Here is a 12,887-nt window from a genome sequence, read left to right as displayed (position 1 = left end):
AAAGTAGGAAACCGGGGGCTCACGTTAGCGTGAGCCACGGGGCCGAAGAACCCCTCCCGGTCAGGCTGTGAGCATACCATGCCTACATTTCGGCAGCTTTCCACTCAGGGGCGAAATGCGCGATGTACTCGCGTGTATCCCGTTGCAATGGCAGGTTTACGTCACCGTGACCTGAGCGGACCTTGCACCTGATTCTCTTTAAGTAGGACATGTCGCCTCGAGTCGCTCGTGCAATCTGCTCCAGATCAAACCCGAAGACGAACGTCGCGCCAGGTTCAATCTTTTGCGGGAGGTCATGGCTTGACGTAGCAGGTTGCACCAGCATGATTGGCCGCTTGCTCTTTTCCATGGGTATTTCCATGATGATGGATGAAATGACAGTGGAATCAACACGCCCCTCGTTCTTCACGGCGATATTGACGAAGCCCTTGCTGCCGTTGGCATCTGCTTCATCGAGGTAAGGCCAACTGAGGCCGTCAGTCTTGGCCGTGACCCGGGCCAAGGACCGGTTTTTGTCCCAAATTGTCCAGATGAGCGTGCCTAGCGATAGCACGATCGCCACTATGGGCAGCAGGTCGTTCCACCACGGACCTACGATTTCCACGCGAATTGCAGTTTTCACTGCCTGAGGTTACCGCTGGTAAGCCATGAGTTCGAATTGTGGGTCGGCGTGCCTGCACGTGTCCGCGGTGGGGGCGGAGGGGCCCTGCCCCCGAAGGTGCTCGGGCCAGGAGCCAGAGAGACGTTACCTTTCAGCCGTCGAGGTCAGCGCGCACCGCTTTGAACAGCGCCGCGACGTCAGGCTCCATCCAGTACGCGGACGGAGCACCGTCCTCGCCATCCTTCCAGCGCTGGGGCAACCGTCGGTTCATATTCCAGCAGTACCGGCCCGGCCAGGCGAGTACACCGCGGACGCCGCTCGCACCGTTGGCGATGTTCAGCTCCTTGGCGATCTGATCCCCAGTGAACTTGATTCCCGGCGCGTCGATCATGAGGTTGTATAAGCCCTTCGCGCGGCTGGTCAACTTGGACCATAACTTCTCAGCATCCTCCCGGTCCTCGTCCAACCCAGTCCAGTGCCTGCGCTTGCCCGCTTCTTTCGAATCCTCTGGGAAGGTCTGAATAGTGCCACCAGGAAGAGCCGACGAGCCTCCGAGCCACATTCCGAAAAACTGGTAAAACTCCGGAACCCGGTCGTCGGGGACGGGAACAGTGATGTCGGGCATTGCATTCTCCTTGTGCAGTTGGAGGCTCTATGTCTCCGTCTAACACAACTATGAAGCAGCTTTTACTTTCTGTCTACTTAGTCTGGCTTGCTTTTTACTTTCCCAAACTGAGCTGCGCTGTACATCGCCTCTTCGGGGTGCGTCGTCATGAAAGCAACGTTTTTCGTAATACTTCCCCCAACGAAATCTTTGTGGCACGCAACGGCGAATCCGAACTCACTTCCCTTAGCCTCACCGAGCAGCAGGTTCGGGACCTGGTCGAGAGGATGCTGAAGAGCTCTGGGCGGCGGTTGGACATGTCCTCGCCCTTCGTGGACGCTGCGCTCCCTGACGGTTCAAGGCTCCATGTGGTGATCCCGGATGTAACCCGCAAGCACTGGGCCGTGAACATCAGGAAGTTCGTCGTAAAGGCGAGCCGGCTCGACCACCTTGTGGAGTTGGGAACCCTGACTCCTCAGTCAGCCCGGTTCCTTGGCGCTGCGGTATCAAGCGGGCTCAACATCCTGGTTTCTGGTGCCACCCAGGCCGGCAAGACGACCATGCTCAACTGCCTCGCCGCCAGTATCGGCAGCAGGGAACGCGTCATCACCGTTGAGGAAATCTTTGAGCTGCAGTTTCCGCTGCGCGACGTCGTAGGCCTTCAGTGCCGCCAGCCCAATCTTGAGGGGGAGGGGGAAATTCCACTTCGAAGGTTGGTCAAGGAAGCCCTCCGGATGCGGCCTGACCGGCTGGTGGTGGGGGAGGTCCGGGAGGCGGAAAGCCTGGACATGCTCATCGCCTTAAATAGTGGCCTTCCTGGGATGTGTACCGTCCATGCGAACTCAGCTCACGATGCTGTCACCAAGATCTGCACCCTGCCCCTGCTTGCGGGCGAAAATATCTCCTCAGCCTTCGTTGTCCCCACCGTCGCCTCCTGCATCGACCTGGTAGTTCACTGCAGCCGGCACCCGAATGGACGCAGGGAAGTGACGGAGATCCTCTCCCTGGGCCGTCGGGTGGAGAACGGCATCATAGAGTCCTCCCCGGTCTTCACGATGGCAGAAGGAATCCTGCAAGCGAGGGCCAATTCGATGCCTGCCGCAGAAAAGTTCAGCCGGGCAGGGTACGACGTCGCTGCGCTGCTGGATCCGCGATGACGTCGGCACTGCTGGGGCTAACGGCAGGGACGGGTCTTTTTTTGGTTTGGTGGTCCTTTTGGGAAACACCCGAACAAGGCCCCAGAGAGAAGAAGGTCAGCCGCTTGGCTGATCTCCTCGCCTCCGCCGGTGTCGACAAGGTATCTACGGGCGGCCTGGTGGGAACCTGCGTTGGGCTCGGACTTTTCGTGGTGTTGGTGTTTTACACCATCAGCCGTTCCTGGCCCATAGCAGGCTGCTTCGGGCTGTTCGCCGCCTGGCTCCCCGTCAGTATCCTGCGTTGGCGGGCAAGAAAGAGAAGCGCGCTGTTGCGCCAACTGTGGCCAGACGTCGTTGATCATCTCCGTTCCGCCATACGCGCCGGCCTGCCGCTGCCAGAGGCTCTCATTCAGTTGGGGGACAAAGGCCCTGAGGAGCTTCGGTACGTGTTTCGCGAGTTTGGTGCCGATTACCGGGCCGGAGGACAGTTTGATGCGTCGCTCAACAAACTCAAACACCGGCTCGCGGACCCCGTTGCCGACCGCATCGTCGAGGCCCTGCGCCTTACCCGCGAAGTCGGGGGTTCGGACTTGGGGAAGCTGCTGGGAACGCTGGCTGAGTTCCTGCGCGAAAGCGCCCGCACCCGCAGCGAACTTGAGGCAAGGCAGTCCTGGACTATTAACGCGGCCCGCCTTGCGGTCGCGGCCCCCTGGATTGTCATGATCTTGCTGGCGACAAGACCGGAAGCGGTACAGGCATACAACACAGCGGTGGGTGCCGCCGTCCTGCTCGGAGGCCTTGTGGTTTCACTGGTCTGCTACTCCATCATGCTGAGGATCGGGGCCTTGCCCCAGGACGAGCGGGTGCTGCGATGATGGACATATCGCCTGCCGCTGTTGCCTGCGGCATAGTTATGGGCTGTGGCTTCTGGCTCGTCATTTTCAGATCCCCGGTAATGCGTGCGACCACGCTGACGCAACGTATTGAGCCGCAGCTCAAATCCCAGAACCTCGGATCGAGGCTATTGAGCGCGGGCGAGCACAGTTCAACGCCCTTCGGACCCCTTGAAAGAATACTGCGCCCAATCTCCCGCGACGTCGTCACGGCGCTCGGCAGGATGAACCCCTCACCGGGCGCAACATCACGACGACTGGCACAAGCAGGAATCAAGAAGACGTCCATCGACTTCCGGGCAGAGCAGCTTCTGTGGGCAGCCGCGGGCTTTGTCCTTTCTCTTGGCTTTGTCTTCCTGGGAGCAGCAGGAGGCCGGTTCAGCCCGCTGCTCGGTGCTGTCGCGGTCGTGGGCAGCGCGGTGGGCGGCTTCATGCTGCGTGACTACTGGCTCGGCGTGCAGGTCAGACGGCGCGAGGAACGGATGATGGCCGAGTTTCCAAGCCTGGCAGAGCTCATGGCGCTGGCCGTCAGCGCAGGGGAGAGCGCCACAGGGGCACTGGACAGAGTCTGCCGCAGTGCCAAGGGCGAACTCACCAGGGAGTTTTCCAGCATCCTTGCCGAAACCCGTGCGGGAAAGCCTCTGGTGCAGGCCCTGCAGGAGTTTTCCTCGCGAACAGACTTGGCGCCACTGGTCAGGTTCGTTGACGGGATCATTGTCGCCGTCGAGCGCGGGACACCGTTAGCGGACGTACTCCGCGCCCAGGCGCAGGACGTTCGGGATACGGCCAAGCGGGACCTTATGGAGGCCGCGGGAAAGAAAGAGATTGCCATGATGGTTCCTCTTGTTTTTGGCGTACTCCCGCTGACTGTAGTGTTTGCCGTTTTTCCTGGGGTTGCCGCCATAAACCTCGGACTCTAGGACGCGCCGCACATCGTCGAACCAGAAAACAAGAAGTTCAAAGAACCGAATCAGGAAGAGGACGGGATATGAAAAACAAGGGAAACCGCTTTGCAGCACTGCTTATTGCACTCGGTACTGCTTTGTGGGCAGGAGTCCCAAGCGGCGACGACAATCCCGAACGGGGCGACGTGCCGGGTTGGGTCATGATCACCTTAATGTCCGCTGTGTTGGTAGCGGCACTGCTGGCACTCGCCGGACCGGCACTAGAGTCCATGTTCAACCAGGCTATGGATACGGTCGGAAGCTGACTGGTGTCGAGGTCCTCTCACCCGCTCCGCAAGCAACATGGCCAGAGCGGGACAGGAGAGCAGGGCTCGGCAGTCGTGGATTTTGTCCTGGTGGGCGGACTCCTCACGATGTTTTTCCTGGCCATCATCCAGCTGACCCTGATCCTGCACGTCCGCAATACGCTGATTGATGCCGCAGCGTCGGGGGCCCGCTACGGGGCCCTCGCCGACCGAAGCGCCGTCGACGCCGAGGAGCGGACGCGCAACCTGATAGCGACGGCCCTCAGCCCAGGTTTTGCCGAACAGGTGAGCACCAGCGAAGCGACTGTTGAAGGTCTTCGAACCCTGGAAGTGACAGTCCGAGCGCCCATGCCGGTCATCGGCCTCATCGGCCCGCGGGATCTGCTGGAGGTGAGGGGGCATGCTGCCGTGCAGCCGTAGGGTCCCCGAGCTTCTCCTTAGAGGCAGGTTCGCCGAGGCCTTCTGCCCGGGACTGTCACCAACGGCGAAAGTGCCAAAAAACACGCAGGAACACGAACAGGGGAGCGCCGTGGTCGAGTTCATCTTGCTCGGCCTCCTGCTCATGGTTCCGTTGGTCTACTTCGTCATCACCGTGGGACAGATTCAGGGCGGCTCTTTCGCGGTAGTGGGAGCAGCGGACCAGGCCGCCAAGGTCTACGTCGCCCAGCCTGACGGGTCCACCGCTCAAGCCGCAGCTGAGCAAGCCGTCTCCATCGCGCTTGCCGATTTCGGGCACCGGCCGGACGAGGCCACCATTGCAACGACCTGTTACCCAACAGACTGCCAAGCGCCGGGGACCGCCGTCACCATCACGGTGAGCCTTACCGTGCCCCTTCCCTTTGTGCCTTTCAGTGACAGCTTTCGCCTCGCAGCCAGTGAGGTGGAAGCATCATCAACGCAACTGGTGGGCCGGTTCCGGTGACCGCAAGGATAAAGGACGAGACCGGCCAGATGATGGTGATGATTCTCGGCTACGTGACCCTGGCCCTGCTGGTCACAACTGTGGTCATTGGCATTTCATCCGTTTACCTGGAGCATAAGCGGCTGCTTTCACTGGCGGACGGCGCCTCTTTAGCGGCCGCGGACAGCTATACGCTCGGTGAGGTAGATACTCAGCGCGGCAGCCCATCAGCAACCCTGAACCCTGCCCGCGTCCGGAACGTCGCCGCCGACTTCGTCTCAAGCAGCCCCGCTGCCCAACGCTTCAACGGGCTCGCCGTCACAAGCGCCACAGGCAGCCCCGACGGTGCCACCGCCGTCGTAGTATTGACAGCCGCAGTCCATCCTCCCGTCGTCAATTTCCTGGTGCCGGACGGCATCAGGATCGAAGCGACCTCGACGGCGCGCTCGCGCTTAACGCGCTGACTGTGCCCGGCAGCGCCACCTCAGGCACGCTGAACGGTGGCCCGCCAGAGCCTGATGCCGGATAGCGTAGGCTTAATCCACCATGGCCAATATTGATTTTTCCGCTGAAATCCGCGCTCTTCGCGCCACCTACGAATCGATTGAACGAGTCTCTGACGTAGAAACGCTGAAGGAAGACATCGCCGAGCTAAGCGAGCGGGCAGGCGAGCCGGACCTATGGGATGACCCCGCAGCGGCGCAAAAAATCACCTCCAGGCTGTCCCACCGGCAGTCCGAGCTTGAGCGTCTCGACAACCTGGCCTCAAGAATCGATGACCTCGAAGTCCTGGTGGAACTGGGACAGGATGAGGACGATGCCGCTTCAATGGGGGAGGCGGCTTCGGAACTGGAATCCATCAAGAAGGCCCTGAAGGAACTGGAAGTGGTGACCCTGCTGTCCGGCGAGTACGACGAGCGGGAAGCTGTCGTCTCCATCCGGGCAGGAGCCGGCGGAGTGGACGCTGCCGACTTCGCCGAAATGCTGATGCGGATGTACCTTCGCTGGGCAGAGCGTCACGGTTACCCCACCACCATCATGGACACCTCCTACGCCGAGGAAGCGGGCCTGAAGTCTGCAACCTTCGAGGTAAAGGCGCCCTACGCTTTCGGAACCCTCAGTGTAGAGGCCGGCACCCACAGGCTCGTCAGGATCAGCCCCTTCGACAACCAGGGAAGGCGCCAGACGTCCTTCGCCGCCGTCGAGGTCATCCCGCTGATCGAGCAGACTGACTCGATCGAGATTCCGGATAACGAGATCCGTGTGGACGTGTTCCGCTCCTCGGGCCCGGGCGGCCAATCGGTCAACACCACGGACTCTGCCGTTCGCCTGACCCACATTCCCACGGGGACTGTGGTCTCCATGCAGAACGAAAAGTCGCAGTTGCAGAACCGCGCTGCCGCTATGCGCGTCCTCCAGTCCAGGCTCCTGCTGTTGAAGAAGGAACAGGAAGACGCCGAAAAGAAGGCGCTGGCGGGCGACGTCAAGGCGTCATGGGGCGACCAGATGCGGTCCTACGTCCTCAATCCTTACCAGATGGTCAAGGACCTGCGGACGGAGCACGAGGTGGGCAATACCTCCGCAGTGTTCGACGGCGAAATTGATGACTTTATCGACGCCGGAATCCGCTGGCGCACTGATAACCGCAACGCGGAGAAATAAGGCGCAGAAGCGGCTGCGCCCGTCGGATCGCGCGACACGCCCCTGATACTGGTGTGAAACGCGCTGGCTCCTGCGTATAGTCGAGGGGCCGGGGCCCTATTTCCCCAAACGAAACCCGCGCACCGGCTGCAGAACTGGGCTGCATCAGAATCAGCCATGCCTGCAGGGTACTTAGGGCCATGATCCGATTCGAAAATGTCACCAAGGTCTACGACCAGAAAGCCCGGCCTGCGCTGGACTCCGTCAACCTTGAGATTGACCGCGGCGAGTTTACCTTCCTGGTCGGCGCATCCGGATCCGGCAAATCCACGTTCCTCCGGCTCGTCCTCAAGGAAGACCGGGCAACCTCCGGCGCTGTCTACGTCGCCGGCCAGAATGTCGCCAAGATTTCCAGCTGGCGGGTGCCACGGCTTCGCCGCGGAATCGGCGTCGTGTTCCAGGACTTCCGGCTCCTTCCCCAAAAAAACGTCTTCGCAAACGTAGCCTTCGCCATGCAGGTCATCGGCAAGAGCCGGAGCGTCATCCGCGACACCGTCCCGGAAGTCCTGAAAACCGTCGGGCTTGAAGGCAAAGAGCACCGCATGCCGCATGAACTCTCCGGCGGTGAGCAGCAGCGAGTGGCCATCGCCCGCGCCGTCGTCAACCGACCCGGAATCCTCCTCGCCGACGAGCCCACCGGAAACCTGGACCCGACCACGTCGATGGGCATCATGGGCATCCTGGACAAGATCAACCAAAACGGAACTACCGTCGTGATGGCAACGCACGACGACGACATCGTCAACGAGATGCGCAAGCGCGTGGTGGAGCTCAAAAACGGCATCGTCATCCGCGACGAGGCAAAGGCGCTGTACACATCGATGATTCCGGTCGTAGGCCAGTCCCGCAGGCTTAAGGACGCCAGCGGCAGGGAGAACCCCGATGCGGAACTGCGCGGCGAGGGCGAGGGGCAGCGATGAGGCTCGCATTCATCCTTGGCGAAATTGGCAGCGGCCTCCGCCGCAACCTCTCGATGGTGGTCTCCGTTATCCTGGTCACCTTCGTCTCGTTGACCTTCGTGGGAGCAGCAGGAATGCTGCAGATGCAGATCAACCAGATGAAGGGCTACTGGTACGACAAAGTCCAGGTCGCCATCTTCCTCTGCAGTGAGGGGTCGACGGCGGCAGGTTGCGCGAGCGGTCCGGTCACCGCCGAACAACAGGGGAGCCTCAACGCACTGCTTGAGTCGCCCGCCGTGTCGCAGTATGTCAACGACTTCCAGTTCGAGTCGAAGGACGAGGCCTACAAGCACTTCAAGGATCAGTTCTCGAACTCGCCCATCGTTGATTCGGTCACCCCTGACCAACTGCCGGCATCGTTCCGGATCAACATGAAGGACCCGGAAAAGTACCAGATCATCAGCGAGACCTTCTCCTCCCAGCCCGGAGTGGAGACCGTCATCGACCAGCGCCAGCTGCTTGAGCGCCTTTTCTCGGTGATGAACGGCGCTTCCCTCGTCGCAGTCAGCATCGCCGGCGTGATGATTGTTTGCGCCATCCTGCTCATTGCCACCACCATCAGGCTCTCGGCATTCAGCCGGCGCCGTGAAACGGGCATCATGCGCCTGGTGGGCGCTTCAAAAACAGTCATCCAGCTGCCCTTCATTCTTGAGGGCGTTATCGCGGCGGTCATTGGCGCGGCCCTGGCGTCAGCCACGCTTTGGGCCGTGGCACACTTTTTCCTCGGCGAATTCATGTCCCAGCAGTACCCGGATACCGCCTTTATATCCTCCGGCCAGACCCTGATACTCATTCCTGCTCTGCTAATCCTTGGGGCATCCTTGGCTGGAATTTCGTCTCTCTTGACCTTGCGCAGATATCTTCGCGTCTAGGTATGCAAACCGAACAAGGAATGCCCATGAATTCAACGGCCAAAGATTCTCCCCCCTCCCGGCGAAACCGCGGGCGCAATGCTGCGCCCCGCACCAGCCTCCTGAGCGGCGTGCTGGCGGTTGTCCTTGCCGCTGGACTGGCGTCCTCCACTCCCGTGGCTTTCGCCGGCGAGCTCGAAGACAGGCAGAAGGCACTGGAGGCAGAGGCATCGCGAGTCCAGCAGTCTTTGGAATTTGTTGATTCGCGAATCGCCAAGGCAGCCGGCGACCTGGTGATCTACCAGGGCCAGCTTCCGGGCGCCCAGCAGGCCCTCCTTGAGGCTCAGGGCCGTGTGGCCGGGGCCGTCAAGGAAGTTGAGGCGCTCTCCGCCCGGGTGGATATGGCTCAGCAGAACAAGGCCAAAATTACGCAGCAACTTGAGTCGGACAAGCAGAAGATCGCCGATACCAAGAAACTAATAGGCCAAATCGCCACGCAGGCGTACAAGTCCGGTGGCGTGCCGTCAAACCTGTCTCTTTTCTTCGGGTCAAATAACGGCGGCAGCCTGACCGAAACCATGGACCTCGCGGACCAGGCCATGCGAAGCCAGAACGCCGCAATGGACAAGCTGTCGCAGCAGAGCGCAACGAACGTGAATTCTGAAGCTCGCCTCCAGGCGGTGGAGGCAGAAATTAAGGACCTCAAGGTCAAAGCCGATGCGGCTCTGGAGCGCGAAAAAGCGGCACGCGATGAAGCGGCGGCAAAGAAGGAGCAGGTTGACAAGCTGATAGCCGACACAACCCGCCTTGACGCGGAACTCCAGGCAGCCAAGCCGGGTATCCAGTCGCAGCTGGCAGGCGTCCAGGCGAGTCAGAACGCGGTTGCGGCTGAAATCGAGGAGCGCGACCGGCGGCTGCGTGAAGCCTGGGAAGCGGAGCAGCGCCGGCTGGCGGAAGCCGCCGCCGCAGAGCACCGCCGGCAGGCGGAAGCCGCCGCTGCTGCTGCAGCAGCAGCGGCGGCGGCTCGTAACCAGCCAGCCCCGCCCGTGCAACCTTACGTACCGCCTGCGCCGGCTGCGCCGTCGGTCGGATCGCCGTCGGCCTTTGGTCTCCGGAGCCCCTTTGACGGCGGCGTCCCCATTACGTCAGGATTCGGCTGGCGTGCAACTCCGCCCGGCACTATCGACTTCTATGGTCAGGGCGGCTACATGCACACGGGCTTGGATTTCGGTGCGTCCTGTGGCACACCCGTCTATGCTGCGGCAGCAGGAGAGGTCTTCGGCTCCGGCTGGAGCTCCGCTGACGGAGGCGGCTGGAGGGTGAAAATCTCCCACGGCCTGATGCAGGGCAACACCCTGAACACGATCTACTACCACAATGCCAGCATCGTGGTCTCCAACGGCCAGCGGGTTTCGCAGGGACAGCTAATCGCTTACTCGGGTAACACGGGCAACTCCACCGGCTGCCACTCCCACTTCGAAACCTGGTTGAACGGCAACCCTATGGATCCGATGCGGCTGCTGTAGCAGCGTTCCCGCCCTGCCGTACACTGGTATGACGCTGCGCCGGATGGCCCGGCGGACATCCGACTTGAACTGAGGAGCTTTCCCTTGCCCAAAGAAAGTGGCCGTAAAGTGGTGGCCACCAACCGCAAGGCCCGGCACGACTACCACGTGCTGGATACCTACGAGGCTGGAATCGCGCTGATGGGCACCGAAGTGAAGTCGCTGCGGGAGGGCCACGCCTCGATGGTGGACGGCTTCTGCACCTTCTACAACGACGAGCTGTGGATGGAAGCCATCCATATTCCTGAGTACAACCAGGGAAGCTGGACCAACCATGCGGCCCGCCGCCGGCGCAAGCTGCTGCTGCACCGTGAGGAACTCATCAAGATCTCCCACAAAGTGCGCGAATCGGGCTACACCATCGTGCCGCTGCAGCTGTACTTCGTGGACGGCCGCGCCAAGGTGGAGATCGGTGTCGCCCGCGGCAAGCGCGAGTACGACAAGCGCCAGACCCTCCGCGAGCAGCAGGACAATCGTGAGGCACAGCGGGAAATGCGGGAGCGCAACCGCCGCCGCTAGGGGTTAGGTTGCCTTCTTTCCCCCAGCTGCAAGCAGATCGAGCAAGTACTGGCCGTATCCTCCCTTGGCCAGAGTGTGAGCTCGCGCCTGGAGCTCGTCGTCGCTAAGGAAACCGAGCCTCCAGCCGATTTCTTCCGGGCATCCGATGGAAAGCCCCTGCCTGCGCTGTACGGTCCGAACAAAGTCGGAAGCGTCATTGAGGTCAGCGAAGGTCCCCGTGTCCAGCCAGGCTGTACCGCGCGGAAGTATCTCAACCTGGAGCTTGCCACGGTCCAGGTAGACGCGGTTGACGTCTGTTATCTCAAGCTCGCCGCGTGCCGAGGGTTGCAGGTTGCGTGCGATGTCTACTACATCGTTGTCATAAAAGTACAGGCCGGGAACCGCGTAATGGCTCTTGGGTGCCGCGGGCTTTTCTTCCAAGGAGATCGCCTTGCCCGCAGAATCAAATTCCACAACGCCGTAGGCAGAGGGATCTACTACGCGGTAACCAAAGATGGACCCGCCGTCGATGTTCTCAAAGCGCCTGAGCTGCGTTCCCAGCCCCTGCCCGTAAAAGATGTTGTCGCCAAGAACAAGTGCAACGGGGCCGTCGCCTATGAACTCCGCCCCGAGGATGAAAGCTTGGGCCAGCCCATCAGGAGACGGCTGCTGGGTGTAGGTGATGTTGATTCCGAACTGGCTTCCGTCTCCCAGGAGGCGCTGGAACTGATCGGCATCATGAGGCGTCGTTATTATCAGGATGTCCTGGATGCCCGCCAACATAAGGGTTGACAGCGGGTAGTAGATCATTGGCTTGTCATATACCGGTACCAGTTGCTTGCTGATACCAAGGGTAATTGGATGAAGACGTGAGCCGGTTCCCCCGGCGAGGATAATTCCGCGCATAGGGATAGTTTTATGGCTGGAGCAAATTCAGCCAAATCCGCGACGCCATGAAACGATAACAGCATGCAAAAGCTACTGGTAACCGGCGGGGCCGGCTTCATCGGCTCAAATTTTGTCCATTATGTACTGGATACAACGGACGATCATGTCACTGTCCTGGATAAGTTGACCTACGCCGGCAACCTTGAATCGTTACGGGGCCTTCCGGAAGCCCGATTCGACTTCGTCCAAGGTGACATCGCCGATTCAGATCTCGTCGACCGGTTGGTTGCGGACACTGACGTCGTCGTTCACTATGCAGCAGAGTCACACAACGATAACTCCCTGCACGATCCGCGCCCGTTCCTGGACACCAACATCATCGGTACGTACACCTTGATCGAGGCCGCGAGGAAGCACAACAAACGCTTCCATCACATTTCTACGGATGAGGTCTACGGCGACCTGGAACTCGATGACCCGGAACGGTTCACGGAGCAGACACCGTACAACCCGTCCAGCCCCTACTCCTCCACGAAGGCTGGCTCGGACCTGCTGGTGCGAGCCTGGGTGCGCTCGTTCGGGCTGCAGGCCACCATTAGCAACTGCTCGAACAACTACGGGCCATACCAGCACGTTGAGAAGTTCATCCCCCGCCAGATCACCAACGTCATCGACGGGATCCGGCCGAAGCTCTACGGCAAAGGCGAAAACGTCCGCGACTGGATCCACGCCAACGACCACTCCTCTGCCGTCCTGGCGATCATCGCCAAGGGTAAGATCGGCGAAACTTACCTGATCGGTGCGGACGGGGAAAAGAACAACAAGGACGTTGTTGAACTGATCCTCAAGCACATGGGGCAGGCCCCTGACGCCTACGACCACGTGATGGACCGGCCCGGACACGACCTGCGGTACGCCATTGACTCCACAAAGCTCCGCAGCGAACTGGGATGGGAGCCGCGGTTCTCCAACTTTGATGCGGGCATCGAGGACACCATTGCGTGGTACCGGGACAATGAGGACTGGTGGCGCCCCCAGAAGGCACTCACAGAGGCCAAGTACAAGGAACAGGGCCAGTAA

At 60.8% G+C, this 12,887-nt stretch carries 16 protein-coding genes; 13 read left to right on the top strand and 3 right to left on the bottom strand.

What is annotated here, in order from left to right; all coding sequences use genetic code 11:
- Positions 1-82 precede the first annotated feature (82 nt).
- Together CXX84_RS01040 and CXX84_RS01035 are read right to left on the bottom strand one after the other, a co-directional pair.
- On the bottom strand, positions 83-622 hold the full coding sequence (locus CXX84_RS01040) for a hypothetical protein (protein WP_146031802.1): 540 nt from the start codon (positions 620-622) through the stop codon (positions 83-85).
- A gap of 130 nt (positions 623-752) precedes the next feature.
- Complete coding sequence (locus tag CXX84_RS01035; protein ID WP_102974877.1) at positions 753-1,226, bottom strand: DUF6416 domain-containing protein; 474 nt, start codon at positions 1,224-1,226, stop codon at positions 753-755.
- Between the two features lie 29 nt (positions 1,227-1,255).
- Between CXX84_RS01035 and CXX84_RS01030 the strand changes: the two genes are divergently transcribed.
- From CXX84_RS01030 to smpB, 12 genes are all read left to right on the top strand, one after another.
- Positions 1,256-2,362, top strand: coding sequence for a CpaF family protein (locus tag CXX84_RS01030; RefSeq protein ID WP_411266181.1), 1,107 nt, complete (start codon positions 1,256-1,258; stop codon positions 2,360-2,362).
- Positions 2,359-3,216: a type II secretion system F family protein gene (locus CXX84_RS01025; protein WP_102974875.1), complete on the top strand. Its 858-nt coding sequence runs from the start codon at positions 2,359-2,361 to the stop codon at positions 3,214-3,216. The genes CXX84_RS01030 and CXX84_RS01025 overlap by 4 nt, the downstream gene beginning before the upstream one ends.
- The gene (locus CXX84_RS01020) at positions 3,213-4,154 is read left to right on the top strand and encodes a type II secretion system F family protein (RefSeq protein WP_102974874.1); all 942 of its coding nucleotides are present in this window, start codon (positions 3,213-3,215) and stop codon (positions 4,152-4,154) included. Before CXX84_RS01025 ends, CXX84_RS01020 begins: the two co-directional genes overlap by 4 nt.
- Positions 4,155-4,222: 68 nt before the next feature.
- Positions 4,223-4,444: a hypothetical protein gene (locus CXX84_RS01015; protein WP_102974873.1), complete on the top strand. Its 222-nt coding sequence runs from the start codon at positions 4,223-4,225 to the stop codon at positions 4,442-4,444.
- A gap of 3 nt (positions 4,445-4,447) precedes the next feature.
- Positions 4,448-4,864, top strand: a complete 417-nt coding sequence (locus CXX84_RS01010) for a TadE family protein (RefSeq protein ID WP_102974872.1) — start codon at positions 4,448-4,450, stop codon at positions 4,862-4,864.
- 109 nt (positions 4,865-4,973) lie between these two features.
- The gene (locus CXX84_RS01005; protein WP_189337447.1) at positions 4,974-5,366 is read left to right on the top strand and encodes a hypothetical protein; all 393 of its coding nucleotides are present in this window, start codon (positions 4,974-4,976) and stop codon (positions 5,364-5,366) included.
- 29 nt (positions 5,367-5,395) lie between these two features.
- On the top strand, positions 5,396-5,809 hold the full coding sequence (locus CXX84_RS01000; protein WP_102975329.1) for a pilus assembly protein TadG-related protein: 414 nt from the start codon (positions 5,396-5,398) through the stop codon (positions 5,807-5,809).
- Positions 5,810-5,891: 82 nt separating this feature from the next.
- Positions 5,892-7,007, top strand: a complete 1,116-nt coding sequence (gene prfB / locus CXX84_RS00995) for a peptide chain release factor 2 (protein ID WP_102974870.1) — start codon at positions 5,892-5,894, stop codon at positions 7,005-7,007.
- Between the two features lie 179 nt (positions 7,008-7,186).
- Positions 7,187-7,966 carry a cell division ATP-binding protein FtsE gene (gene ftsE / locus CXX84_RS00990; RefSeq protein ID WP_102974869.1) on the top strand — a complete coding sequence of 260 codons (780 nt, stop codon included), beginning with the start codon at positions 7,187-7,189 and terminating at the stop codon, positions 7,964-7,966.
- Positions 7,963-8,877, top strand: a complete 915-nt coding sequence (gene ftsX / locus CXX84_RS00985; protein ID WP_102974868.1) for a permease-like cell division protein FtsX — start codon at positions 7,963-7,965, stop codon at positions 8,875-8,877. The genes ftsE and ftsX overlap by 4 nt, the downstream gene beginning before the upstream one ends.
- 26 nt (positions 8,878-8,903) lie before the next feature.
- Positions 8,904-10,382, top strand: a complete 1,479-nt coding sequence (locus tag CXX84_RS00980) for a peptidoglycan DD-metalloendopeptidase family protein (protein ID WP_102974867.1) — start codon at positions 8,904-8,906, stop codon at positions 10,380-10,382.
- 84 nt (positions 10,383-10,466) lie between these two features.
- Positions 10,467-10,940 (top strand): SsrA-binding protein SmpB, encoded by a 474-nt coding sequence (gene smpB / locus CXX84_RS00975; protein ID WP_050054575.1) that lies wholly within the window; start codon positions 10,467-10,469, stop codon positions 10,938-10,940.
- 3 nt (positions 10,941-10,943) lie between these two features.
- Here smpB and rfbA read toward each other — a convergent pair whose 3' ends face one another.
- Positions 10,944-11,825: a glucose-1-phosphate thymidylyltransferase RfbA gene (gene rfbA, locus CXX84_RS00970; RefSeq protein WP_102974866.1), complete on the bottom strand. Its 882-nt coding sequence runs from the start codon at positions 11,823-11,825 to the stop codon at positions 10,944-10,946.
- Between the two features lie 63 nt (positions 11,826-11,888).
- Between rfbA and rfbB the strand changes: the two genes are divergently transcribed.
- On the top strand, positions 11,889-12,887 hold the full coding sequence (rfbB, locus tag CXX84_RS00965) for a dTDP-glucose 4,6-dehydratase (RefSeq protein ID WP_102974865.1): 999 nt from the start codon (positions 11,889-11,891) through the stop codon (positions 12,885-12,887).

Origin of the sequence: Arthrobacter sp. AFG7.2 (genome assembly GCF_002892835.1) — a bacterium.
Lineage (GTDB): Bacteria > Actinomycetota > Actinomycetes > Actinomycetales > Micrococcaceae > Arthrobacter.
This window is presented reverse-complemented; position numbering and strand designations above follow the sequence as displayed.

What these genes read in the sequence shown, in the direction of transcription:
- CXX84_RS01035 (WP_102974877.1), bottom strand. Translation starts at nt 1,226, where the DNA reads ATGCCCGACATCACTGTTCCCGTCCCCGACGACCGGGTTCCGGAGTTT.
- CXX84_RS01030 (WP_411266181.1), top strand. Translation starts at nt 1,256, where the DNA reads ATGTCTCCGTCTAACACAACTATGAAGCAGCTTTTACTTTCTGTCTAC.
- CXX84_RS01025 (WP_102974875.1), top strand. Translation starts at nt 2,359, where the DNA reads ATGACGTCGGCACTGCTGGGGCTAACGGCAGGGACGGGTCTTTTTTTG.
- CXX84_RS01020 (WP_102974874.1), top strand. Translation starts at nt 3,213, where the DNA reads ATGATGGACATATCGCCTGCCGCTGTTGCCTGCGGCATAGTTATGGGC.
- CXX84_RS01015 (WP_102974873.1), top strand. Translation starts at nt 4,223, where the DNA reads ATGAAAAACAAGGGAAACCGCTTTGCAGCACTGCTTATTGCACTCGGT.
- CXX84_RS01000 (WP_102975329.1), top strand. Translation starts at nt 5,396, where the DNA reads ATGATGGTGATGATTCTCGGCTACGTGACCCTGGCCCTGCTGGTCACA.
- prfB (WP_102974870.1), top strand. Translation starts at nt 5,892, where the DNA reads ATGGCCAATATTGATTTTTCCGCTGAAATCCGCGCTCTTCGCGCCACC.
- ftsE (WP_102974869.1), top strand. Translation starts at nt 7,187, where the DNA reads ATGATCCGATTCGAAAATGTCACCAAGGTCTACGACCAGAAAGCCCGG.
- ftsX (WP_102974868.1), top strand. Translation starts at nt 7,963, where the DNA reads ATGAGGCTCGCATTCATCCTTGGCGAAATTGGCAGCGGCCTCCGCCGC.
- CXX84_RS00980 (WP_102974867.1), top strand. Translation starts at nt 8,904, where the DNA reads ATGAATTCAACGGCCAAAGATTCTCCCCCCTCCCGGCGAAACCGCGGG.
- rfbA (WP_102974866.1), bottom strand. Translation starts at nt 11,825, where the DNA reads ATGCGCGGAATTATCCTCGCCGGGGGAACCGGCTCACGTCTTCATCCA.
- rfbB (WP_102974865.1), top strand. Translation starts at nt 11,889, where the DNA reads ATGCAAAAGCTACTGGTAACCGGCGGGGCCGGCTTCATCGGCTCAAAT.